The 23,286-nt window shown below is 51.9% G+C and carries 19 protein-coding genes and 2 pseudogenes; 7 read left to right on the top strand and 14 right to left on the bottom strand.

Translation table 11 applies throughout. From position 1 onward, the window contains the following. The 3 genes from NXS97_RS00110 to NXS97_RS00120 form a co-directional block, all read left to right on the top strand. Positions 1 to 660: amidohydrolase family protein (locus tag NXS97_RS00110; RefSeq protein WP_259231468.1), on the top strand; the 660-nt coding region annotated here is incomplete at its 5' end. A gap of 14 nt (positions 661 to 674) precedes the next feature. Further along, complete coding sequence (locus NXS97_RS00115) at positions 675 to 1,148, top strand: DMT family transporter (protein ID WP_028715695.1); 474 nt, start codon at positions 675 to 677, stop codon at positions 1,146 to 1,148. Positions 1,149 to 1,233: 85 nt separating this feature from the next. Next, positions 1,234 to 2,088, top strand: coding sequence for an SMP-30/gluconolactonase/LRE family protein (locus NXS97_RS00120; protein ID WP_028715694.1), 855 nt, complete (start codon positions 1,234 to 1,236; stop codon positions 2,086 to 2,088). A gap of 538 nt (positions 2,089 to 2,626) precedes the next feature. On the opposite strand, the gene NXS97_RS00125 is transcribed toward NXS97_RS00120, so the two are convergent. Together NXS97_RS00125 and NXS97_RS00130 are read right to left on the bottom strand one after the other, a co-directional pair. After that, entirely contained in the window at positions 2,627 to 3,121 is a 495-nt protein-coding gene (locus NXS97_RS00125; RefSeq protein ID WP_200870533.1) for an SDR family NAD(P)-dependent oxidoreductase, read from the bottom strand. A 170-nt stretch (positions 3,122 to 3,291) separates the two neighbouring features. Next, a pseudogene (locus NXS97_RS00130) lies at positions 3,292 to 4,276 on the bottom strand (AraC family transcriptional regulator ligand-binding domain-containing protein). 428 nt (positions 4,277 to 4,704) lie between these two features. Between NXS97_RS00130 and NXS97_RS00135 the strand changes: the two are divergent. Further along, complete coding sequence (locus tag NXS97_RS00135) at positions 4,705 to 4,986, top strand: hypothetical protein (RefSeq protein ID WP_227022864.1); 282 nt, start codon at positions 4,705 to 4,707, stop codon at positions 4,984 to 4,986. A 1,437-nt stretch (positions 4,987 to 6,423) separates the two neighbouring features. On the opposite strand, the gene repA is transcribed toward NXS97_RS00135, so the two are convergent. Further along, complete coding sequence (gene repA, locus NXS97_RS00140) at positions 6,424 to 7,359, bottom strand: plasmid replication initiator RepA (protein WP_259231469.1); 936 nt, start codon at positions 7,357 to 7,359, stop codon at positions 6,424 to 6,426. A 745-nt stretch (positions 7,360 to 8,104) separates the two neighbouring features. Here repA and NXS97_RS00145 point away from each other — a divergent pair. Next, positions 8,105 to 8,349, top strand: a pseudogene (locus NXS97_RS00145) (transposase domain-containing protein); the annotation flags it as partial. 567 nt (positions 8,350 to 8,916) lie between these two features. Here the strand turns inward: NXS97_RS00145 and NXS97_RS00150 are convergent. The 9 genes from NXS97_RS00150 to NXS97_RS00190 all read right to left on the bottom strand — a co-directional run bounded on the left by NXS97_RS00150 (position 8,917) and on the right by NXS97_RS00190 (position 17,349). After that, the gene (locus tag NXS97_RS00150) at positions 8,917 to 9,954 is read right to left on the bottom strand and encodes a fimbrial protein (RefSeq protein WP_259231470.1); all 1,038 of its coding nucleotides are present in this window, start codon (positions 9,952 to 9,954) and stop codon (positions 8,917 to 8,919) included. An 18-nt stretch (positions 9,955 to 9,972) separates the two neighbouring features. After that, positions 9,973 to 10,551, bottom strand: a complete 579-nt coding sequence (locus NXS97_RS00155) for a fimbrial protein (protein ID WP_174260927.1) — start codon at positions 10,549 to 10,551, stop codon at positions 9,973 to 9,975. Further along, a complete protein-coding gene (locus tag NXS97_RS00160) occupies positions 10,532 to 11,233 on the bottom strand; it encodes a molecular chaperone (RefSeq protein ID WP_174260961.1) in 702 nt (233 codons plus the stop codon). The genes NXS97_RS00155 and NXS97_RS00160 overlap by 20 nt, the downstream gene beginning before the upstream one ends. Before the next feature lie 169 nt (positions 11,234 to 11,402). Then, positions 11,403 to 12,545, bottom strand: coding sequence for an FKBP-type peptidyl-prolyl cis-trans isomerase N-terminal domain-containing protein (locus NXS97_RS00165; RefSeq protein ID WP_259231472.1), 1,143 nt, complete (start codon positions 12,543 to 12,545; stop codon positions 11,403 to 11,405). Next, complete coding sequence (locus tag NXS97_RS00170; RefSeq protein ID WP_174261896.1) at positions 12,542 to 12,697, bottom strand: hypothetical protein; 156 nt, start codon at positions 12,695 to 12,697, stop codon at positions 12,542 to 12,544. Before NXS97_RS00170 ends, NXS97_RS00165 begins: the two co-directional genes overlap by 4 nt. Positions 12,698 to 12,980: 283 nt before the next feature. Further along, complete coding sequence (locus NXS97_RS00175) at positions 12,981 to 13,700, bottom strand: fimbria/pilus periplasmic chaperone (RefSeq protein WP_259231473.1); 720 nt, start codon at positions 13,698 to 13,700, stop codon at positions 12,981 to 12,983. Between the two features lie 22 nt (positions 13,701 to 13,722). Continuing rightward, complete coding sequence (locus NXS97_RS00180; RefSeq protein WP_310504043.1) at positions 13,723 to 16,194, bottom strand: fimbria/pilus outer membrane usher protein; 2,472 nt, start codon at positions 16,192 to 16,194, stop codon at positions 13,723 to 13,725. Positions 16,195 to 16,220: 26 nt separating this feature from the next. Next, positions 16,221 to 16,802, bottom strand: a complete 582-nt coding sequence (locus tag NXS97_RS00185; RefSeq protein ID WP_259231474.1) for a fimbrial protein — start codon at positions 16,800 to 16,802, stop codon at positions 16,221 to 16,223. Positions 16,803 to 17,088: 286 nt separating this feature from the next. Further along, on the bottom strand, positions 17,089 to 17,349 hold the full coding sequence (locus NXS97_RS00190) for a hypothetical protein (protein WP_174260932.1): 261 nt from the start codon (positions 17,347 to 17,349) through the stop codon (positions 17,089 to 17,091). A gap of 437 nt (positions 17,350 to 17,786) precedes the next feature. On the opposite strand from NXS97_RS00190, the gene NXS97_RS00195 reads away from it, so the two are divergent. Together NXS97_RS00195 and NXS97_RS00200 are read left to right on the top strand one after the other, a co-directional pair. Next, complete coding sequence (locus NXS97_RS00195; RefSeq protein WP_238492997.1) at positions 17,787 to 18,041, top strand: hypothetical protein; 255 nt, start codon at positions 17,787 to 17,789, stop codon at positions 18,039 to 18,041. A gap of 1,259 nt (positions 18,042 to 19,300) precedes the next feature. Next, complete coding sequence (locus NXS97_RS00200) at positions 19,301 to 20,437, top strand: MFS transporter (RefSeq protein WP_259231476.1); 1,137 nt, start codon at positions 19,301 to 19,303, stop codon at positions 20,435 to 20,437. Positions 20,438 to 20,487: 50 nt separating this feature from the next. Here NXS97_RS00200 and NXS97_RS00205 read toward each other — a convergent pair whose 3' ends face one another. Continuing rightward, entirely contained in the window at positions 20,488 to 21,780 is a 1,293-nt protein-coding gene (locus NXS97_RS00205) for an MFS transporter (protein ID WP_088900695.1), read from the bottom strand. Between the two features lie 29 nt (positions 21,781 to 21,809). After that, complete coding sequence (locus tag NXS97_RS00210; protein ID WP_310504044.1) at positions 21,810 to 23,075, bottom strand: MASE1 domain-containing protein; 1,266 nt, start codon at positions 23,073 to 23,075, stop codon at positions 21,810 to 21,812. Positions 23,076 to 23,286: the final 211 nt, after the last annotated feature.

The raw sequence follows: 23,286 nt of genomic DNA on the forward strand, positions 1-23,286 counted from the left end.
GATAATATATTCAACCACTGCACGGCACTGCCTGATGAAGGCTGGGAAATCCTGCGAGAAGCCGGTGTCCGGGTGAACGTATGCCCGCGCTCAGATTCGCATTACGGCATCGAAAGCGGGATGTTCGCTATTGAAGCCGCGCAACGTCATGGTATCCATCCTGGCCTGAGTGTTGACAATGAAACGTCTTACAGCACCGACATGTTTATGGAAATGCGCGTGGCGTTCTATCTGCAGCGTGTGATGGGTATGCACAAGCAGCACTGTTGTGATTCAGCGCATTCGCTGACGACGCTTCCGGCTGCGCAGCTGCTTAAATCGGCCACCGTCGATGGTGCTTACTGTGCAGGAATGCAGGACAAAGTGGGCAGCCTGACGCCAGGCAAGCAGGCTGATCTGGTGCTGATTAACGCGGCTGATATCAACCTCTATCCCAACGGAAATGCGTTTGGTACCGTGGTACATGCAACCGAGCGCAGTAACATCGACACCGTGATGATCGGCGGGCGCATCGTCAAGCAGAACGGCAAAGTGCTGGGTGTGGACAGTGAGCGCCTCCGCGCAGCCATTGATGAATCACGCGAGCACCTTTTTGCGGCGGCAGGGTATGAGCCAGACATCTTTGCGGAAAAATTCCTGCCGCTGGTTCAGGCTAACTGACAGAGACGAACAGCATGAGCGCGATTTATTACGTGATAGCTTTTGCAGCAGGTCTGGGGATTACCCTGCAGACGACCCTGAACAGTCAGCTTGCAAAAGGACTCGGAGGCGACTCTGTCACCGCCGCGTTGTTTTCCTTTACGGCCGGGGCGTTCAGCCTCGGGATTTACTCGCTGCTGCGTGGAGGGTTATTCACCTCCCTTTCAGCCATTCCTTCTCAGCCTGTCTGGAGTCTGGCGGGCGGACTGATCGGTGCCTGCGCGCTGTTCAGCTACGTGGTACTTGCACCGAAAATCGGTTTTTCAGCTCTGCTCGGACTGGCAATTGTCGGGCAGTTGCTCTCATCTCAGATGATCGACCATTTTGGTCTGCTGGGCGCGATCAAGCGTCCGGTTTCTTTAATTAAGTTGGCTGGAATGCTTGTAATGCTGGCCGGTCTCGCCGTCATGCTTTTCGGCGATCGACTTTCCGCACGTTTTCTGCAGTAACGGCTTTCCCCCGTTTGCTACCACGCAGGCGGGGATAAGTCTGGTCTGGCGCAAAGTACGACCTTTATTTATCGAGAGGATTCACATGTTTTCAATCGCAGCTGATATAAGGAATACGCTGGGGGAGTGTCCCCTGTGGTGTGAAAGGACCCGCAGGCTTTACTGGACTGACATTGAAGCCTGTGAACTGCTCGCATTAGAAGAAGGTAACGACGCTGTCATGCGCTGGTCGCTGCCTGAACGCCTTGGTTCCTTTGCTCTGACTGACCGAAGTCATATTCTGCTGATGGGGCTTGCATCCAGGCTGGCTTTGTATGATCTCAACACCGGTTTTCTTACCACGCTGGCCGCCTCACCGGGAGGCACGGGTACCCGCATTGGGGATGGCAGATGTGACCGTAGCGGTAATTTTGTCTTTGGAACAATGGATGACGGTTTTCCCGTGAACGTTATCGGTAAGTTTCACCGGCTTAATGCGGCAACGCTGACAGTTGAGACGCTTGCACTGCCCGATGTCGCCATTCCAAACAGCATCTGTTTCAGCCCCGATGGCGGCACCCTCTATTACTGTGACTCGATGCAGGGTCGGATAATGTGCTGCGATTACCCCTCGCTGCAAAACCAGCGCGTATTCACCAAAGTCGAAGGCGCGCCTGATGGTTCCTGCGTGGATGCCAGGGGCTATTTGTGGAATGCTGAATGGGGAGGGAGTCGTGTGGTCCGCTACCGGCCGGATGGAACCAGAGACGCAGTTCTGTCGTCGCCGGGAATGCAGAGCACCTGCCCGGTACTGGCAGGTGAGAACTTCAGCCGCCTCTGTTGCACTACAGCGTCTGTAGGGCTCACTACGCTGTCTGAATATGACGGTAAATTACTGAAAGCTGAATCTGATGTCAGTCCCGGATTATCTGAAAGCCGCTTTGCGACACATAGAATTTAACGGATTAAATTTGGACAGCATCATATCTGCTTCAGGTCGTAAGGTGACGCTTGCTTTTGGCACAACGCGACTATACGCAAGTAGACGTCTGCCATGAGCGCGATGTAAACAACAGATTATGAAATTGTTCTCAGGCGGCGGGAGTCAGAATGCCGGTTAACGCTTCGGCTGTCTGCCACAGGCGCGTCGGGTCGGATTTCATTACGGTTTTGGGTTGTTTTGCGACATGGGGAGCTCCAAAAAGCAGAAAGCGCGGGCCGTAAAATTCTCCCTGCGTCGCCGAAGGGTCAACAGCTGCTCTCAGGAGCGATTCTGTTGCCCACTCTACACGCACTGAAGGCACGAGATAATACATCAGTTTTTTTCGGGTCGATGCCGTTCCCAGATTCGGGCCACTTGTCTGCAGATTAGTGCGCGTATGGCCCGGATGCGCACTCGTACTGAGTAACGGCCAGTGACGTGTTTTTGCGATATGGCCAAGTTGATTCGCAAACAACAAACAGGCCAGTTTGGACTGTGCATACGCCGCAATCGGTTTTTAAGACCGTTCACAATGCAGGTCATCAAACCGAATGTTTCCCATCATTGCAGCGCTGCTGGTCATGGTTGTGACGCGGGGATTTTTTGCTTCCAGTAAAAGCGGTAGCAGAAGATTCGTCAGCGCGAAGTGGCCGAGAAAATTTGTCGCAAACTGCAGTTCAAAGCCGTCTGCGGTGAGCTCACGGCGTGGTGGTGCCATGATCCCCGCATTGTTCACGAGCAGATCCACCGGGCGTCCCTCTCTAAGCAGCTGATGGCTGAACATACGCACGCTTTCAAGGCTGGAGAGATCAACGATACGAACGTCAAGCGAAGCCCCGGAAACGGCCTGACAAATTTCCCGGCACGCCTCTTCCCCTTTCGCCTCATTTCGTACGGCCATGATAATATCGGCTCCCGCTGCCGCCAGCCTCTTTGCTGCTTCCTTACCCGTGCCGCTGTTGGCTCCGGTGATAATGACCCTGCGGCCCCGTTGCTGGCTGATTTCATACATCTGAGTTGCTCCTGTAGTGCATTGTGACAGGGCTGGCGCTGCTTTCACGCTATCCTGACCCAGCTTAACCGATAGGGCAGGCCAGTACGCCTGCAATCGGTGCCAGAGTTAATGCAATCAGCGCCATTTCGACGCCCGCCTTCCGTTTTCCATTGCTTACGGGTCAAAGCTTATTTCCGGGGAAGACTCTGATGAGCGCGCCCGACCGTTTGTCCAGTCCAGTCGTGAAATGCGCGGTAAAAAGAACTGGGGTCTGAAAAACCGAGCAGAAATGCGATTTCTCCACCTGACATTGAAGTGGTGTTGAGGTAATGGCGTGCCAGACGCTCGCGCGTGGAGTTAACCAGTCCGCGAAAATTGACACCTTCTTCTGCAAGACGGCGCTGGAGCGAGCGCTGACTCAGTCCGAGGCGGGTTGCCGCATTCTTTATCGTGGCCGTATTACCCGGTAGCAGCTCCAGCAGGACGGCCCGGACCCGTTCTGCCGATGCGGCGGTTGCTTCAAGTTCACTCAGTCTCTGACGGAGATCAGGCTCAAATACGCGCCACATACCTTCACTGGCGGTAAGAAATAGCCTTAATGCATCCCCGGCGGTAAACGTAATGGAAGGCACGCTTCCTTTCATGATGCTGGTACCGAAGAATTTCTCATAGCGTCGGGCATGGGGTTCGGGAAGACTGTCTGGCAGTACCACACGACAAGCGCGGACAGGCTCGCGGGTTGCGAGACGGGCAAACCACAAAAAAGACGATTTCCGCGATTTGTAGCGACAGCGGAGCCTCGGCCTGAAGCGTCAGCCAGCGTGGAGAAACTGTCAGTTCACCCTCTGGTCCCACATCCAGCATCAGCTCCATAGGGCAGACAAGCTTTTTGTACGTGGCGAGGTGCTTTGCAGCCTGAATAAGGTTTGGACTGCAAAGGGCGGCAAAAAGTGGTGGGCTGAAAGATTCGGTCGTCAGGGTTTCCATGACTCGCAGGGGAAACATCGCGTCACCAGACTCAGTTTCCAGCGCGTGTCAGAAGCGGAAATAGTCCTGTGTTGAAAGGGGCTGTTTTCCTCCCGAGAGTAAGTCTTCCGGGAGCGCGGCGCGGCGTAAAACCTGCGCAGGTGTCAGGCCCAGGTCTTTCAGTAAAGCCTGCCAGCCCACATCCACCGGAAAGGTTGCGCTCTAAACCATCTAGTCTCCCTCGTCACGTTCTGGGGCGAGTGACCAGGCTCTTCAATAAGGTGGCTGCAAAGACTGACAGACACCTGACGACCTAATCGCACACCAAGTTTTTTAATTTCATTAAGGCACGTCTCCGGAACGTATACTCCAGTAATAACTTTTGCGACTACTTTTTCACTTTCTCAGGTTTGATGCATTGTACGACAAGCCCCCGTTTTATCCCGAGGCGCCCGATCCCGGCCATGTCTGAAAGTGTCAATGTCCGCTTCTGGCACAAAGCGGACGTTCTAACTTAGCTGAAGGTCCGCTGAGAGCGAGAAGCGGACATAGTGTAAGTTTATACTCATAAAGCTTTTAGTAAATTTATGCACTAATTACTAACTTGAATGAACGCGAATTCAAAGAGTGTCAAGATGAAGAAAGAACCCAAGTGTCTATTCGCAAAAGTGCGGCAACCTTGTGATTATCGTCCAAACGTAACGGCTATCGTGCTGTTTGGGTTAAAGGTCATGGGAGATGAAGAAACGGTTTATATTGAGATCCGCTTTATCGATTACGACAGCTTGCAGGTTGAGGGCGACCATATAATGTTTTCACTTGAAGAGGCCCTTCAGTTTGCTCTTATAGATTATGGTATTGAGGCGTCGGATTGGCGCGAGATGAACCAGCAGGAAATAAGTCGGATTGAATGGTAGCCAGTGACCTGCTCCCCATAGATTAACATATCTTAATATTATCAATGTCGGCCTTTGGCACAAAGCGGGCAGGCTGACTGAGCTGGAGGTTCGCTATGAGCGAGAAGCGGACATTGCTAACAGCGTTATGAGTGAATCAACGGGGAGCAGGTCATTTTTGCCATAACGTTTGCTCACGTTAAAAATTTCATCAATCTTAGGACACATCATTCCTGCTGAAAAGCTAGATGCTCTACCCCTCAATTACATTACTGATATTTATCATCTGAATATGTAAGTATCCCTGTAAAACGAAACATCAATTTTTAGAGGACCTCAGGCACTCCAGATTCCGCTCTTGGCACAAAGCGGACGTTTATACTTGAATCAACCCCTGCAGTGAGAGCCGTATTCAGAATGCCGCTTCAGCGGCATGAAGGCGCCAGATGACGTAAAAGATGGCGCAGAAGCTGAACGGCGCCGTACGCCCGGCGTAGCCGGTTACAGACGTATAAATCGTGCTATACCCTACCTTTCCCTGAACAGCCCTGCGGGCTTTCAGTAGTGAAGAAGCTTATGTAACCCCTTTTAACCCCGGTGAGCGGGCTTCACGGCGCTTGCGACGTGAAGGGCGTGATTTCCGGGGCCTTGGGGTCGGCAGCTTGCTGCTGACGCTTAGGGGGGTGTTAATCGAAACTTTCAGCGAAAGTCATGGAACTTAACACGGTAGCTGATAAGCCAGACCCGCTTTCCGCTGCACGAAAGCCACTGTACGCCGTCGGAGTGGTCACGACAAGGCGGAGCCGCAGTCGGGGCGTATCTCCGCGTCAGCGGGCCGTGAGGGCCGCTTACGGGCGTGTTCACTGTATCCTGAAGCGAGACTACTCACAGCAATACAAGAGCCATTAGTTACAACACCCATTAATCAGCCACGCCTGTTCCGGCCCTGCGGGACGGGCGGGGGCGGCTGGTCAGTGGGGGCGATGGGTTTTCAGGTCCGGCTCAGGTCCCTGCCAGGAGGGGCACTCAGGGTGCAGAACTGCGCCGGTGCTGTTTACAGTGAACTAATGTATGCTGTAACTAAAATGGCTGGTTTTGGGGCCCGCGTCAGCGGGAGCTACTTCCCATTCTGAGCGGCGCGGACGCCTGCGGCCGCTGCGAGCGAAGGCCTTATTTATCCACACACAACGTCTGCATGAACACCTTATTTTACTTATGAATATTTCTTTATGACGTAAGTCAGGAATGTTTTGCGGGTATCTCATGAGTCATGTGCGGCTAACAAATTTTTCACGATTGCGGGTAAATGTAGATAGAAATTGCGACGGTCGTGTTTCTGGCCAGCGCCACTGAATTCAGCGATAAAAACGGCGTGTAGTGTGCGCGAACGTTGCCGCTTTTGCTGCCGGCACAAACGACTTTACCGCCAGTTAAGGCGGTTAAAATGAGGGGGGGGTGTCAGTGTACGACGTCGGGCGGCGCCGGCTCATAGCCGAGGCCCAGCTCCAGCTGGTTGAGGCTCTGCCACACCAGACGGTCGAAGCCGTCAGCATCGAGGTTAAAAAGCTCGTGGTTCGGACGGGAACGGATCAGCCAGCTGGCCATCGTCTGCCGGCGTTCGTCCAGCGGCAGACGACTGAGGCGTTTTCTGCGCTTCTCCATCACGGCCTTTTCCCGCCGGTGAAGCAGCGTGGCCATACGCATATTTTCGTACCAGCGCTTACGCGCTGCGCGAACGGATTCATGCGTGCCCGGCTCGATGATGCCTTCAGCCTGGGCCTCAAGGCGAACGTTACGCTGGTGAAGCAGCTTATCCATGTTGACGCCGGAGAGCTTCCAGAAGCGATCGGTGAGGATGATGTGCCGGGGCATCCAGTATTTCTCAACCGGGTCCCACTCCAGGCTGGGAAGCTCTATCAGGCCAAAGCGTGCCAGTTCCTGAAAAAGCCTGGACAGACGGCACGGCTCAACCCGCGTTTCCGGAATGACGTTGCCGTTTTCATCTTTCGGACTCAGCTCTCTGGCCAGCCCCCTGCCGTGAACGGTGACTACCGACGTGGCCATGTCTGCGCGCTGGACAAGCAAAGGTGCGATCGCATCGATGAGGTTTCTGCGCTCCGGCCGGAAATCGCGTTCGCGGCCTGCGGCCTTACGGAGTTTCACAAAATAGGGGTGACGGGAGAGGCGCTGGCGCAGCCGCCACTGACCGGTAACCTTGTCTTTAACAACAAAGTTACGCATGGCATGTCCATACTCGCCCGGCAACGGGCGGTAGTTTTCCGGCGCGAACCAGACGGGTTCTGGGCACTTGCAGGCAACAGAATGGTCGCCGCGACGACGTCTGTCTTCTTTTAGGGTCGGGCAGTTTAACCCGATTAAAATCTGATCATTCACCCTGTCCCGGACTTATGGCGGGCAGGGCTTGTCTTATGAAACGCATGCGTTATAATCCTTCACAGGCCAGCGCCTGCTTTTGACCCCCTGATATCTGCCGCCTTCCGCCAAGTTGATGACAGATTTCGGGGGGTTTTTGCATTCAGAGTCTGGTGATTTACCTTGCTCTGTACCCTGGACGTTTTTACGGATACGTCCTATCCGGATAATTCTTTGCCCTCACCGCGCATGACCGGTTAGGGGTTATGCTTTACCTGCCTTCGACCACCACAGTACCCGGCAAGGATCACACTCGATCGCCGGAACCACTCGGCAAAGTCCGAAAATCATAACCGCAGCCATCCACTAAATCCAGCACTGAATAAACAGTAAGCGTACCTGATGGATAAAAATACTCATACGTCGAGGTTTGTTTTGGTCAGTACCTGCTCATGTGTGCGGAAAATTGTCAAACATAGGAAATACGCGTAAACAGAAACGCTTCTTCCTGCCATTTCCGTTGTCTGTTTTGAAGCGCCTCCGTACGAAACAAGCTATCCCTCCCTGAATAAAGTTGTATAAGGGTTATACATACCGTAGTACCAGTTTATGCTGTTCCCAAAAAAATTGGGACAGGATTGCCAGCCACTTCCTATTCATGCCTCACTTTAACAGACCTCAGGATACGCCCATGGAACAGACATATTCGTTCAAAAGATGAGCTTAACGTACAATAATTTTTGATATCCAAACTGACCCCAACCTGTACTGCAGCAAAGGCTGGTCAGAGAAAGACAACAACATCGCGGAGAACGCGCTGCGTGGTGTAGCCTGGGCCGGAAAAACTGGCTGTTTTCCTGTTCAGACAGGGGCGGAGAACTTGCTGCTGTGCTGTACTCACTGCTCGGAAACTGCCGGCTGAACGATGTGGAGCCGGAGGCGTGGCTGCTCTTCGTGCTCAGCCACATTCAGGACTGGCCAGTGAACCGGCTGCGCGATCTATTACCGTGAAAATTCAGCATCTCACCTGCATAAGCGTACATCGATTTGGCCGTGATCTCTCGGTCCCGGAACGGCGGCTGGCGTGATCATCACCCCCCTCATCTGATGAGGGAGTACCGATGCGCAACTACTCACTTATGGTAACCAATCATTCCTCAAAGGAAAAAGCTAACTAATGCTAACTAATGCTAACTAGCCAGCGCCCCAGACTGGCAATCAGATAAGACATTTCGTCATTAAAAGTCCATAAAAAGGCGCTGAAAAGGGCATAAATTGTACATCCGCAGTAGTTCATGTTAATAAACCTGCTGTTCATTCAGGAGGTTAACTGCTAACAAATACGGTTTAATTAGTAAACAAAAAACATATAAGCTTAAATTTTAGCTAAATTTTTTAGCGTCTCCAGAGCCAAAATATCAGCTTATATACCGTTCAGGTTTGCTATCGTCCGTGCAATATCATTGTCAATACAGTTTGTATGTAACGCTTATCAAAAGTTCGATTTATTCAACAACGCTTTTTCTTCCCCCAAGTTTTAAAGGGGGGTATGGGCACATTTATTGAACTTTTACGGGATTACTGTTGTTCAAGAACCAATATGGCACTGGCGCTGAAAGGCCCCGTTTCAAGAGCCCCGGGAGCCACAGAGGGATTCCGGGTCACAACAGCCGTCAGGGTGTCATGCCCCAGTCCATCCTGCACGCGAGTGGAGAATTTTCCATTTGGCTGCAGCGGCACGCTGTTATGAGTGAGGGCTATGCCCACGGCAGGATTGGTGCTGGCAATGACAGAGTCAGAAAAGCCGGACCTCTGAGCCAACAGGTGCACTTCCGCCGGTAGCGTTTTTTTCACATTACAGCGGTAATCAAGCCCGATAGTCTTCCTGTTTTCATTTTCTCGCGCCGGGGTCAGGGAATCCGTAACGATATTACCGAAATCGATATACTCCCCCCCCGAAACACTAATCGAGCAGGCTGCAGGTGCCGGAATGAAGCCTCCGGTTTTAAGATAAATCTGGCTAAAAATGACCGAGCTATCATAGTGATCTGGCCAAAAACCAAGTATTTGTATAGCACCATAAGTATAAATCAGTGGGATTTCAGCAGGCGTGATGATGGCCCCTCCAACTACATCGTGTCTCAGCTCAAGCGTAAGACTCCCCTTTATTTCTTTGTTTATCTCAACTTTACCACTATATGAAGGTGGTTTGAATCCAGATTTGAACACTGAGTAGAACGTAACTGTATTTGTGACTAGATCAATTGGATTGCCTGTAACTTTAAAGCTAATTAAGTTTAAATCTTCATTGATCTTCCGCTTCCATCCATCTTTGGGGAGCATCAAATTGTAGCTACTGATATAGTCATACAAATTTACAGCTTGTAAATTGTTGAATTCATAATCCAAGGTCTGTGTGAAATGGGCGCTGAAATTCACCGTCAACTGCGAGCCTTTGGTGTAAGCAGGAAAACGCCCCAAGTCCGCTTCAATAATGAGTTTGTTTGATCCTTCGGGCCACATGCGAGCAGCCTTACAGTCAGTTGCATAACACAGCGCCAGCAGAAAAGCCAGAACAGTGACGACGCACCTATTTTTTGAAAAATTTATTTTCATGTTTAGTGGCTCTAGGTTTTAGGGGTACTGCAGAACGAAACTGGCGGTGGCATGGAACTCACCCATGTGGATGGCTTTCTCTCTGACCGCCTCTGGCGAGCCCTTCAGGGAGGCAAAAAGCCTGATTTCATTGTTACCTGAGTGAAGCATCGTGCTGAGTTTGTCCTGATTTATTCTTAAGGGTTCATCCTGAGGACCTGTCAGCCGCACTGCAATTCCCTGCGCTGCCCCGTCCACGGCCAGCAGGCCCGGCTGGCTCCCATCTTCCGTCCCATAAAACCTGATATCAACTCGCTGCGAGGTTTTAAATACGCAGTCGAGCAGACGGATGACAATGGGCTGCCGTGCAGTGGTAGTGAAGTCGTAAAAGTTTTTGACCGGTATACGACCAAAGTCCACCCTCTGGTACGCAGATTCGGTGTCGAGTTTACAGGGCGCATGACTTAGCACGCCGGAAAACGTCAGCCGGGCAATCCCCTCATCCGCAGTACATATGTTCACTGCAAAGGCTGAAACGGCAACTGCGCAGAGCAGGCCGGCTAAAAGCTGGTTGTATGTAGAGCCCGCCAGGCCTGCGCTACCGGTTTTCTGCTTCACAGTGTTCTCCTTCACAGTGAAAACTGACCTCGTTGCGTCCGCCAAAATCATTAATGTAGGTGAGCACCGGCCGGGCAAGACGAGTGGTGCTGAGGCGGGCATGCCCGCCCGGAGCAAGCATCAGGGGAGTCATGTCATTATCGGGCTGGCCCTGGTTTTTCAGGCTGACAACGGTAATGTAGTATGGGCTCGGATTGGCTATTTCATAACCATCATCAATGCGTCTCAGACTCATTGAGTCCTGTCTCCTGGAACCGTGCCTGAGCCTGAGTGCTTCAGGCCGGTAAAAAAGCTTGATGCGCGTCTGCAGCGCAATTTGCAGAACATTGCTGTTTTCGGCACGCGGCGGAATACCGCGCAGGTTAAAATAAAACAGGGATTCTTTATCACGAGGCAGACGCCCTGCGGCTTGCGCTGCAGTTATCCTGACGAGGCTGGAGCCTCCCGGCTCAATACGCTGCACCGGGGGAATGGTGACCAGCAGGTCGGTGCTTTTTTTTCCGGCTGAATCCTCCACCCAGGCCTGAGCCAGAAAAGGGCGAGCGCTGTCATCATTGGTGACGGTAAGGCTGACCGATGGCTCCGCTGCGTCAAAAATGATGCGGGTGCGATCCAGATTGACGGCGGCCCGCGCCGGGCACCCGGAACAGATAATACAAAGAAAGAAGACGACGTGTTCCATACGCACTATGCCACGTGGATCTTTATCAGCTACATGTGCTGTTTTTTTCGGCCGCTTCTGCTGAAAGCGCCCCCTTCCGGCCACGTAACGTTTCACCTTATTATTCCTCCCGGATCTTCCTCTTATCATCATGATGTCCTTAATGCCGGTCCGGCTCATTTTGGGGCTGTCACCTCATTAAAGAAGCAGGACGCCCGGGAGTGAGATAATTACGGGGGTCGAACGTCCGGATCATGCTCACCCTTGTGGGCATCCTTCTGTCGGCATCCCGGCTCTGCACCACCGTAACCCGGCCGCCGAATCCGGCCTGCTGAACGGCCTCCCGCCACGCAGAAGGAAGCTCGGAAAGAGTGGCATTCAGTATTTTCCCGTCCGCCTGCATGTCCTGTATAACTGTTCCGTCTGCCAGCATCTCGCGGGCCACGAGCGGGATAACGGCCTGGCGCGTAAGCCCCTCCCGGCGCCCGGGCAGGTCAACGCGAAACCAGATCCCTTTTCCACCGGCGCGCACTCCCCGCCGCTGACGGAAGTCGGCCACGAAACGTTTCTCCATTGATATCTGACGCGCACGCTCTGCGAACTCGGCCTGGTTGAGTTGTGCAACAACCCGCTGCTGTGCATTCTCGAGCTGAGGGCCTTGCAGCTGTATCTGCCGGTGAAAGACGTCACTGATACCGGCGAGAAATAACGCACTGTCATGCTTAATACCGGAGCGTCTCAGCGCGTCTTCCCTGCTCATCAGCGACGTTCCGGCCATTATGCCACTCGCGTAAGACTCTTCATCTCTGGCTCCGCTGATAACCAGCGGTCTTTTCACCGGCAGGAGAGAGATATAGTTAAACAACGCCCCGCTGCTCAGAGCCAGAAGACGCCGCGTTTTTCCGGCTTCGCGGCGTTTTTGTGTCTCTCTTATCATGGCGTGTACCGCATCACTCAGGCGTGAAAGCCAGTCATTCAGGTTTTGCACACCCGGAGGATGAATGGATTTCTCTGCCGTGCTCTGCACGGCAGAATGAGGTTGCGGTGCCGGCTCTGCTTTTTTTCTGGTGATGATTTCACAGACGGCGTTGCCCGTAAGCGTCGTCTGCCGGGGCAGCACGGGGCGTTGCGGTTTACTTTTGGGTGCATGAGAGCCGCCGCCGGTGAAGTAACTTTTCCCGTCCGGAGGCGGGGAATATCCTTCAGCCAGTGACCAGAGTGCGTTCAGTGAGGCTGCTGCTTCCGGACGCAGGATATCCCTTACGGGGGACGCAGCCTGAAGGGCTCCTGTACAGGTGAGCCAGAACACGCCAGTTGCCACGCGCAGCTTCATTCCTGCACCTGTCCGGCCTGCTCACTCAGGCTGTTCAGTAGGGAATGACGGATATCTGCGCAGAGCCTGTTAACCCGGTAGCGGTAGAGGGCATCCATTGTTTCCTGCAGAGGAGGCGACAGGGTGTCACGAAAGCCGGCATACTGGTTCATCTTCTGCATCATCGAAGTAAAGGTGTGTGAAAGAGGAGACGCCGCCGCGGGAGACACTGTAATTAATGCTTTAAGTTCCTGACGACAGCGGATGAGTAGGGCCCCGCCGCTGTCCTCCCGCGCAGACGTTTCCCCGCTAACATTTCGGTAAAGCGCAGGTGGCGGCACGGCTGTGCCGTCAGGCTTTCTGTGTTTGCCGACATCGCTAAAAACGCTGCAGCCACTCAGTGTCAGCGAGAATGCAGCAGAAAGTGCGCACGCAACGCAGGTGCGTAACCAGGCCTCAGGACTGTTTAACATAACAGCGTCCCCCCTGGCAGGAAAAAGTCAGCTCCGGCCGGGCACCGTAGTCGTCAATATACGTCAGAACCGGAACTGGCAGGAACGGAGAGACTAGGCGGGCCTGGTTTCCGGGGGCAACGGTCCGGGGCGCCATGTCGGTGCTGCCGCTGCCCTTCGCCTTTAGATCGATGATGGTGACATAGTAAGGCGTCGGGTTGTCCAGAAGGTACCCGTCCGGCGTTCGCGTCAGCGTCAGCTTGTTCATGCTGGGGCTGCCGGACTTTACCATGAGCGCCTGCGGGCGGTAGAACAGTTTTATCCGGGTCTGCACGGCAACCTGTAGAACGTTGGGCTTGTCTGAACGGGGAGGGATCCCCCGGATATTAAAATAAAACAGGCTCTCTCTATCAGACGGCAGTGCTGACGTCCCGGGAAGTGCGTTGAGTCTTATCAGGCTCCGAGCACCGGCCTCAAGGCGCTGTACAGGCGGAACAACCGCCAAGGGAAGCCCTGAGCGGGTACCTTTTTCGTCTTCGAGCCAGGCCTGTGCGAGAGCAGGCTCTGAACGGTCATCATTAATTACCGCCAGGCTGAGCGCTGACTGACCGCCATCAAAGATAATTCGCGTCCGGTCCGGTGTGACTGCGGCCTCTGCGACATGTATCAGCAGGCACTGTGTTACGGCAAAGACGGCTGAAATTGTCTGACCTCTGAGTTTCATAAAATTCATCCTGTTAGGTGCGTTATTCTTTACAGCGCAATGCTAGCGTGTCAGGCGCGGTGGCAATGTCAGCGGGAACGCGCAACCGGCAGCGGGGCTTTCCGTCCCAGACCACGCGGAGCGACTCCTTTTCCCTTAGACCGGCGACGTAAACCTGCCCACCGTCTCCGACAATTCCCCGCTCACGGCCGCCTTCATCCTGCACGCTGGCCCCAAATGGGGGAGGCAGTTTTCCCGCTCTCTTAATGGCAATCATGCCTTTCCAGCCCTTAAGGACGTCAAAGCGGTGATAGCCGATGGCCCCTTCCGTCAGGGTGGTATCATTTACCGGCCGGAATATTTCCACGCCGGAGGGTAGGTGATTAACGTCGATACTGGTATGCAGGCGATAGTAACTGCTCTGATTAGTGAGTACGCCCTTCCCCCATGGATTGGTAACGACTTCTCCGCCGTTTACCGGAATGCCCCCCGCCGGAGACGTATCTACCATCATCCGGGTTCCGCCGTTTCCGTTGCCGGCGCTCAGCGCCAGCCCTCGGGGAGTCGCGGTTATCCCACCCTGAAGGGTCAGGCCGGCTGAGCGGTACTGGTTGCGGGAGTAAGCCGCAGTAAGAGACATATCGCTCCAATCAGCCTTATGGTTAAGATAGCCGTTCACATAGGCTGGCGAAGACGCTCTGTTGCCCCCTCCTGCAGACAGTCGCCAGGCATTATGCCGGTCCAGCATCCGGTAGTAGGATGCACTCTGTAACAGAGTCCGCCCCTGACGCTGCACGTCATAACTCACTGACCCCTGATCCAGAGGGAGTGACAGGCTGACAAACAGCATATCGTCATGCCTCCCTGCCAGCTGCGTTCGCGTCGCGGACAGGCTCAGCGAAAGATGCTTCAGGCTGAACATATCAAACAGGCGGCTGAGTGTGAGGGTATAGCTGCGGGTTGCAGGGCGGTCCCAGTAATTCTGATGGCTGTAATTAAGGTACAGACTGATGCCTGAATCAGAAAAGCTTTTATTCATCATGATGTTGTACATCGATTTGCTGCGCCCCTGCAGAAGACCGGGATGTTCCCGCAGGTTCAGGAACTGATCCATCGACAGAAAATTACGCTCAGAGAACCGGTAGCCGGCAAAAGTAATGCCGCCGTTCAGCGAGGAGAAATATTTTGAATAGTTGAGACGCCAAGACTTACCCGACTCACGGGCGCCGCTGCGCAGCCTGGCCAGCGATTGAGTAACGTCCGCCGACACCGCACCGAAGCCAAACAGGTCGCGGCCGATACCGGCCGCAACGGCCTGATAGATAGCGGAAAAAGTGGTCCCCCCGTAGAGCGTCCACGCACTTGAAATCCCCCACGAAAACTCCGCCACGGTAAATAGCGGACCGCGCAGCTGATGATCGGGGCGGGAAGGACGCCCGGCGGCGATTTTATAGCGCAGGTGGCCGGGGCGTGTCAGATAAGGGACGGCACTTGCATCAACCTCAAAATGCTGAACCTCGCCATTCTGCTCCTCAACTCTGACATTGAGCTTGCCGGAGAGTGTTGAGCTCAGCGTCTGTATCCGGAACGGACCCGCGGGCACCGTTGTCTGGTAGATAACCTGCCCCTGCTGGGAAATAACAACCCGGGCATTGGTGTGGGCTATTCCGCTGACCTCAGGCGCATATCCCCGTTGGTCTGGTGCCAGCATGGCTTCATCGCTGGAGAGGCCGGCGCCGGTATAGCGCCACGTGTCGAATATTTCGGTATCAAGAATACTTTCGCCCAGCGTGGCGCGCGCCCTCATTGACGGCAGCGGGCGGTAGGCATAAAACCGTGACCAGCGGAAATCACGCTTTGCGCCCCTGCCTGTCGCACGAGAGATATCGCCCTGATAATCCCCTCGCAGGCGCCAGGCACCAGCATTAGCACCCGCCGTGCCAAAGACGGAGCCCTGCATTTCAGATCCTTGATGTTCCGGACTCAGCACAGTGGTGCTCAGGTCATAGTCAATGAATGCGCCTGGGATACCGTTGTCCCAGCGGGAAGGTGGATCCCAGTCCGGATTACGTTCGTCGAGGTAAGCCTGGGGCAGTGTAATGGCCAGTTCCGCCTGGCTCAGGTTAATGCGGACAGCACTACCCGGCAGAGCCTGCAGACCGAAGCACTGTCCCTGATGCCAGCCGACAAGCTTCGCCCGTTCACTTTTGCGCAGTCCGAGCATATCGACGGTATCCGCACTCAGACAGGCAGCAGGTGACCCGGCATTGCCCACCTCTGTGGGGAAAACGTCCAGCTCCTTTTCGCCGAGTCGGTGGTCATTCAGCAACACGGTCAATGAGTAGCGGCCGGGCATGACATAACCCTCGGAGCTGAAACGGGAAAAATCAACATTACGGGTGTCCTCTGCGTCGAGCATTCCCGTGTCAAACTCCGTAGCGCTTGTATAACTGGGCAGTAACGACATCATAAAAAGCAGAAGTCCGGGCAGAAGTGAGACTGCATTGGCGTGCATGTGCAATTCCCTCCGCCCGAATTTTATTACTGATAGGTCAGAGTAAAGTTAGCGGTACTGAAAAACTGCCCGGGCACCGGAACATCTTTGTCTCCTCCGGTTTTGGTGAGGTAAGCTGCAAACGGCAGGTCCTGATTACCGTTTTTGACTTCGCGAACGGGATAGGTCTTCCCTAGGGTAATCTGCTGGGAATCGCCGTTCTGCAGGATAATGCCGACGTTCTTCGCGGAGCCTGTCACACCCAGAATATTGGTGCTTGTTCCCTCAGGCGCATAGGCTCCGCTGCCTGTAAAGGTGATGAACACGGTTTTAGACTTGTCTTTGTCACCGATGTTGCAGTTTTTAAGGTTGATATTAAAATTCTTGGGATTCGTCTTGCCGTCCTTCAGCGCCTGAACGGAGGTGCTGCCTAGGTCAACGGGTTTACCGTCATTTGTATCAACCGAGCACGGAGCGTCGATGACTGAACCGATGAAATCGACCTTACCGCTCCCTTGGTCGGTTGTCCCGGGGGACGGTGTTGGTGTTGGTGCCGGATCATCGGCATAGGCGGATGAGATACCTGCGCAGAACACAGCCATGGCGGTCATTAATAACACTTTTTTCATTACATTCTCCTTGATTAATCATTTGGCTAAGATAAAAGTTGATCCTGTTACATGTACAACTGTCGCCGCATCTGAAAAAGAAGCGGCACCCTGTCCGTCAGGAAAACCTCCTTACTCTTTTATAAATTTTTAATGGCAGGGATAGTGAACGTTTATAGGCCGATGTATTCCATTACCCCTGATCGGAAAGTTCTGCATGAATTCGTAAGTACAGGGCGTAGAAAGCCCTCTGCGACATGTCACGGTTTACATCATTCGTGCAGGGAACGGTCAGCTGTGGCTGTTTCTAACCGGTATATGCCTTTGCAAGCCGGAGTACGATTTCTTCACTCTCAGAGGAGAACCGCTCCGAAGCACCCGCCCTCACGGCGTCTTCCAGCCAGTCCGGCAGTCTCACAGCATGCCAGCGTCCAACAGACACTCTTTCTAAAGCCTGGCAGAGCATGAATCTCGCCTGGGCCTCCGGCGTTCTTTCGAGGTATGCGGCCAGCTCATGCAGATAGAGGTTTTTGTCGTCGGGGAATTGATCAATCCTGATTGTTGCCATGTAGCCTCCCTAATATATAAATCATCCAGAAGCGTGCTGATCATGCTCTACTTGCAAACATCACGCTGACCAACATGCTTCACAAAAAAATCGCTTTGCATTTAGGAGTAGTCCTTTATTTGACTTAAATCATAACAAAACCACTATCATTGATCAACAATAACGATCAATATGTCATTTACAATAGATTGAAACTATTAAACATGAATTATCGATCGGTGCCACCGTTTCGCTTAAGTCGCACTAATAAGTTTCAATGATGTTTCTTTTGGACTTTAAGCTACATAAAAATAATGCATACCCCCACAAGGAAACACATGTCGACGCATCTAGTTGCCTGGTCAGGAGCCTGAGCTGCAGACGATACTTGAGAGATGCATACGCCGTGGCCAGTAGTATGAAGCGTCATGCTCCCCCAGTTGAGAACTTAGGCCACAATGGCTGCATTCCACGCGCCACCGGTTGCCGAGATAATGCCTGTAACGACTTATGGAAAAACGCCAGGAAGCATGAATGTTGTCAACCACTTTATTCCTCTAAGAAGGAAGGCTCGGCTGGCCTCCTTAAGTTTTCCGGTGATCATTGATGTGCGTGTGATGGCGTTAAACAGCACATACCACTTTGTATCCAGCATGATCATTGGCAGCGTCCAGCAGTCCAAACTTTGGACTAATTTGACAATCATCATCTAAACTGGCGGATAAAAAATGTTGTTTGCCAGAATAATTTCAGTCGGAACTGAATGCTTCAATCAGGGAAGAAGAGAATCTATCTCGGAAGAAACCCGCTTCAGCCGTCTGCTCAGAAAATAAGTCCGGAGCCTGCGGAATAAAGGATCATGTTTACTTTCCGGTGAGGGAACCGGACGGGGAGAATAGCTTTTGAAACCACCAATCATATGCATGCATGATGAATGATTAATAACAAGCGTCCAGCCAAGGCTGATGTTGCGAGAGAAAATATGTAACATTCCACACCTCAGAAGCGTGTATCACAAAACTGTTCTGTACTTAAGCCGTTCAGTTGACTTTGTACTCTTGCTGACAGTTCCGATTACACGCTGTAGTGTGGAGAACTGTCAGTTAATCCCAGACCTGCCTGAAGGAGGTTCGTCAACTGATATAGTTCGCATTGTCTTATTCCTTTTCACTTGAGAAATTTTTTCGTAGGCAGTATGTCCCTGCCACATTAAACCTTGCATAAACGAAAGTAACGGTGCGTAATTATTATGGGCATCCTCAAGAAATCCGGAATTGTCATAGCGAATTTTTACATTTCTGCTTAAAAGTAGGCGTCACATCCAGACCATATTGAGGCTTATTCAGATGTGAGGTCTAATGCGCCACCTTGATGATTGAGCTAATGATGCCGGGCACCTCGTTGAAATAATAATTTTCGAAATAGCTTTGCTCACACTCCGTCCGATAGCAACATAACTCTAATGCGGAGTAGTTAACTGATAAGCTTCGTATTAAATACGTACAGTTCTCAGCGTTGCTTTTTTCAGCAGTCTATAGCTAACAAGCAAATATATGAAGCTATTATCAAAACCCTCATGGAGTAAATTGTTTAACGAAAAATCTGGTCATCTGGCATAGTGCATCATTTCCAGTAAATTCTCTTAGAAGTAGTGCACGAATCTAATCTGAGAAACAGTGGAACAAACAGCATGCTAAAAGGTTAAATAACCCTTTGGTGATCGCCTACTATGCTTAGTTCGATGAGGAAAATACATTTTTATGTCTACGAGCATTGCACAAAGTATGCGTGTATACGAAATTACACACAGTAAACGCGTTATCTAAGAAGTACTTTCAATCAGAAAACTTTGTCTCACTTCGATTTTTTTCAAAAAACTTTTTCAATACTGGTTTTTTATATAATTTTATTATAGATTTTTTCATGAATTTTAATATAAGATGAGCGTTTATTGTTAGGGATCTGGAGCATAATGAACAAAAAAGATCTCATTTCTGTCATTATTTGCGTGGCAATATTTGGCCTGACTTACGGCCTTAGCGCACCGTTGATCGCCACACGATTGCAGGATAATGGTTTCAGCGAAAGCTATATCGGACTCAATGCCGCGATGCAGGCTATTGGCGTTTTTGCTGTCGCACCTTTTATTCCTCGTCTCTTTCAGCGCTTCCGTCCAAGGCTGCTTTTGGGGACTTCGCTTTCCGCCGTGGCCGTCATCATGTTGCTCTTTACCTGTTTGCCTTTTATTTACTGGTTCGGACTCCGGCTTGCTTTGGGCATTTTCAGTGAGATTATAATGGTGCTCACAGAAACCTGGATCAATGACGCGACCGTTGAGCAGGCAAGGGCAAGAACAATGGCATGGTACACAGCCGGCATCTCGACAGGGTTTGCCTGTGGCCCGTTAATACTGACCCTTAGCGCAAGCCAGAGCAATTTTCCTTTCTTTATCGGCACGGCCATTGTTCTCCTGGCGTTGGTGCTGGTTAAACTGCTGGGCATGGCGCAGCATCACTCGTTAACCAGCCACGCTATTGGCTTTCTGAAAAGCATCCGTATCGCCTTTTTAATGATCGTTGCCACGGGGTTAAATGCTGCCGTCGAAGTGGCCGGACTTAATTTTTTACCGCTTTATGCCGAGTCCCATGGCTGGAGTCGACAACATGCCGTTGGATTAATTTCGGTTCTGATGTTGGGTGCCATTCTCTTACAGCCTGTGGTTGGCATGATTGCTGACAGAGTTGACCGCCGACGACTCATCGTCATACTGGCGCTGTTGTCCACGGTGGGAGCGGCCATCTGGCCATGGTTATTATCCTGGCCGGTTGCAGCTTATCTGATCCTCTTTGTGTGGGGTGGGCTGTTCGTGGGGATCTATACCGTCGCAATAACCTGGGCAGGCGCGACATTCAGTGGAGCAGAGCTCGCAGGCGTATATGCCGCTGCCTCGGTAGCATGGGGCGCAGGGGCTCTACTGGGGCCGCTGCTGTGTGGCCTTGCCATGTCAGCAACGCAGAATGGCTTGCCGTTGATGGTCGGCGCGCTTTGCGGCCTCTTCTGTTTAATGGCCGCAGTGGATCTGGGTATTCATGGCCCCGGACGAGCCTGATAAGTGGTTACCGCCTTTGTCCTGAACGGTTTGCGAAGAGGGCTGGCAGGTTATTTTTCTATGGCACGGCGCCAGGGCAGACGGTGATACCAGGGACGAGGAACGGGATGCACCAGCGCATTCAGTGCCCGGCTGTAATCCATTACCAGGCCAGGCGTCCAGGCCATGATCTGCGCGCGTTTACGCACCTGTGCAGCGATCCATAGCTCCGGCACCAGCAGGTCGCTCAGTTTTCGCTCATGTGCCAGCGCACCATCCAGGGCGGCTTCAAGAGCATAGGCAACACTACTTGAGCAGTTACGATAAGTCAGGTTGTAGGTGTTATTGCGGCGATAAGATTCCCAGAAGTGATTCAGTTTCCGCAGGCTGAATTTTTTAAACTCGATTTGACGTACAGAATGACACCATTCTGAGGATTCTGTGGCGTAGTCTGGCAGAAAGCGCCCTGCCACATCATTATCACGGGTGGCCTTAAGTGTGCGCAAAAACTCCGAAGGAGACCGATCAATCTCCTCGGCAGGATAAAGGCTGATGTAGAGATAATCAGCCACTTCAAGCGCCGCGTGGCCGGTTGAGATAACACCATTTTCGTCCACGGCGGCGATATAACGGTTAATGACAGGGCGCGAAACAGGCCTGGCTTCGGTGGTTTCTTCAGGCGTCCATACGTGCACAATCAGTGCGCGCGCTGCAGCAGACGTCGGCACCGGATGGGGGGCGGTCAGTTCTTGTTCCTGGATTAAAGGGGAGCTACTCAGCAGTACGTCGCCGGGTTGAATCAGCTGAAAAATAGACGTACCTCTTTTCATCCGCATCGCCTTCCTGGCGATGCCAAGGGTACTCAACCCACTGGTAACCATCTGAAAACCAATAAAGAATGATACGGTCGCATCATGGTGACTGAGCAGGAAGAACGAAAAGGAAATTAATCCCAGTCCATAAATAAGCGTCAGCTTCCAGCGGGGAAAGCGCACAATAAAAGAGGAAAAGCTGGTGAAGAAGCCGATGATAAAAAAAGTAAAACCAAAAATGACAGCCAGCAGGACATTACTGTATTCCTGATTAACGATGATAATCAGTGATACGAATAAAAATATGCCGCCTTTGAAAAAAAGAATGCTCTTTTTTGTTCCGACAGCGCTGGTCGCAACACAAAGTGTAAGCATGCTTTCCAGCAGCAGAATATAGCCAAAGATCTGTAATGGAAAGTACGAGTGAAGGTCAAGACCATCGATGAAAAGTAATATACCTGTGATAAACCACAGTGTTGCGGCAACCGAAAGGTATCGGGCATTTCGCTTAATATATGCCGTACCCAGTAGCAACATGGCTATCTGTATCAATCTATCCCTCTCCTAAATGCGCTGAAAAGTCAGGTGGAAACCGACCAGTTACCCAGTATGAACAGCGATCCCTGACGCTCGAACATCAGGGCTCCGCTATCGGTAACGTGCAGCCATTGCCTATTTCCGTATTGCAATCTGAATTGAATCGCAGGAAGCGTCTGCTGACGTGGAATGGCCTGCCAGTGTCCGGCGAGGCGCTGTTTATCCTCTGGATGCAATTGCGCCAGTATTGCCTCTTTCTTTTCAAGAATCCCGGGAGGAAGCTCAGCAAGTTCACCAGAAAGGTTTTCCCAGCAGAGCGTGCCCTCTGTCAGGTTTAGCTGATAAATGGCCTGTAAATTGAGTCGTGCGTCGGTTTCTGAATTGAAGCGGTAAATATTTCGCGTCACCACCCGTAAAAAAACCAGCAGCAACGCACTGGCGCTTAAATAGCACTGCACAAGGAGCAGGGGTTCACCGGTATGTAATCCCTTGAGAAAGAACGGCCCCACGCCCTTATCGGCATAATAGATAACGCAACCTGACAACGTTAATAACGCTATCGATCCGCCACGATTACCCCAGAAGAGCGTTAAAAAAGCGGCAAGAATAATCGGGAGGCAACTGAAAGCGAAAATCAGGCTTTCATCGTGGGTGATCGTATTAGCGATACTAAATTCTTTAACACCGCCACTGAATATCCACAAAGACAGTGCCACAAGCGCGGCGAGCAGCGTTAAGCCTGACAGAAGTATTTTGATGGAAATCTGAACGGCTGTGGTAAGGCGGCTGTTAGCAAAGCCCATAATAATGGTGGTGGCCAGGAAAATGCCGGTCATGTCGGCAATAAAACCGGTCCAGAACAGATCGGAGAAGCTGTTTTTTCCTGCTAATGAGAGTCCGATACCGAAAAGCACGGCATCCAGAAAGCTGATGATAATGGTTGAGGCGAACCACAACATAATAATATTTAAATCATCACCGGGCCGGGAAAAACGTTTAACTATCCACGCAATTATCAGCGAAGAAGGCAGATCAAGAATGGCGTAAAACGTCTCGGTCGGCAGCCTGCTGAACGAAGGTTTGTCCAGAATCACATCAAGCACAACAAACAAAACACACAGCGCTGGCCATAGTCGCCAGCGCGAATTTAAAAACGCCGCAGTGGCGACGCCGGCAGGAAACCATACGACAGATATGTGCAACTGAGGATCGTCAAATCTCAGCGAAAGCACACCAGAAAGGTAATAAAGGACTGCCCAAATCGTCATTGCTATAAAGTTGGACATTACCGCTGAGACAAATTTTGGCATAAAACTGTGAAAAATCCTGAGTGGCTAACTTGCTAAAACAATCATCGGGTTAAATTTTAGCAAAAATTTTTTTTTTGACCAATAATAGAGACTCTTTTTGCATCATTAAACTTATCTTTTTCAAAAGCAGTTCCTATCGTCAGAATTAACAACGGTTCAGACCATTATCACATCGTTGAAGAAGAAGGCACTGGAGACTTTTTGCACGAAT

Origin of the sequence: Pantoea sp. B623, assembly GCF_024814475.1 — a bacterium.
GTDB lineage: Bacteria > Pseudomonadota > Gammaproteobacteria > Enterobacterales > Enterobacteriaceae > Pantoea > Pantoea ananatis.

Coding starts and splice junctions, on each gene's coding strand:
- NXS97_RS00125 (WP_200870533.1), bottom strand. CDS start 3,121: ATGTATGAAATCAGCCAGCAACGGGGCCGCAGGGTCATTATCACCGGA.
- NXS97_RS00210 (WP_310504044.1), bottom strand. CDS start 23,075: ATGCCAAAATTTGTCTCAGCGGTAATGTCCAACTTTATAGCAATGACG.
- NXS97_RS00200 (WP_259231476.1), top strand. CDS start 19,301: ATGAACAAAAAAGATCTCATTTCTGTCATTATTTGCGTGGCAATATTT.
- NXS97_RS00190 (WP_174260932.1), bottom strand. CDS start 17,349: ATGGCAACAATCAGGATTGATCAATTCCCCGACGACAAAAACCTCTAT.
- NXS97_RS00135 (WP_227022864.1), top strand. CDS start 4,705: ATGAAGAAAGAACCCAAGTGTCTATTCGCAAAAGTGCGGCAACCTTGT.
- NXS97_RS00120 (WP_028715694.1), top strand. CDS start 1,234: ATGTTTTCAATCGCAGCTGATATAAGGAATACGCTGGGGGAGTGTCCC.
- NXS97_RS00175 (WP_259231473.1), bottom strand. CDS start 13,700: ATGAAACTCAGAGGTCAGACAATTTCAGCCGTCTTTGCCGTAACACAG.
- NXS97_RS00180 (WP_310504043.1), bottom strand. CDS start 16,194: ATGCACGCCAATGCAGTCTCACTTCTGCCCGGACTTCTGCTTTTTATG.
- NXS97_RS00150 (WP_259231470.1), bottom strand. CDS start 9,954: ATGAAAATAAATTTTTCAAAAAATAGGTGCGTCGTCACTGTTCTGGCT.
- NXS97_RS00170 (WP_174261896.1), bottom strand. CDS start 12,697: ATGAACCAGTATGCCGGCTTTCGTGACACCCTGTCGCCTCCTCTGCAG.
- NXS97_RS00185 (WP_259231474.1), bottom strand. CDS start 16,802: ATGAAAAAAGTGTTATTAATGACCGCCATGGCTGTGTTCTGCGCAGGT.
- NXS97_RS00165 (WP_259231472.1), bottom strand. CDS start 12,545: ATGAAGCTGCGCGTGGCAACTGGCGTGTTCTGGCTCACCTGTACAGGA.
- NXS97_RS00195 (WP_238492997.1), top strand. CDS start 17,787: ATGGCTGCATTCCACGCGCCACCGGTTGCCGAGATAATGCCTGTAACG.
- NXS97_RS00160 (WP_174260961.1), bottom strand. CDS start 11,233: ATGGAACACGTCGTCTTCTTTCTTTGTATTATCTGTTCCGGGTGCCCG.
- NXS97_RS00115 (WP_028715695.1), top strand. CDS start 675: ATGAGCGCGATTTATTACGTGATAGCTTTTGCAGCAGGTCTGGGGATT.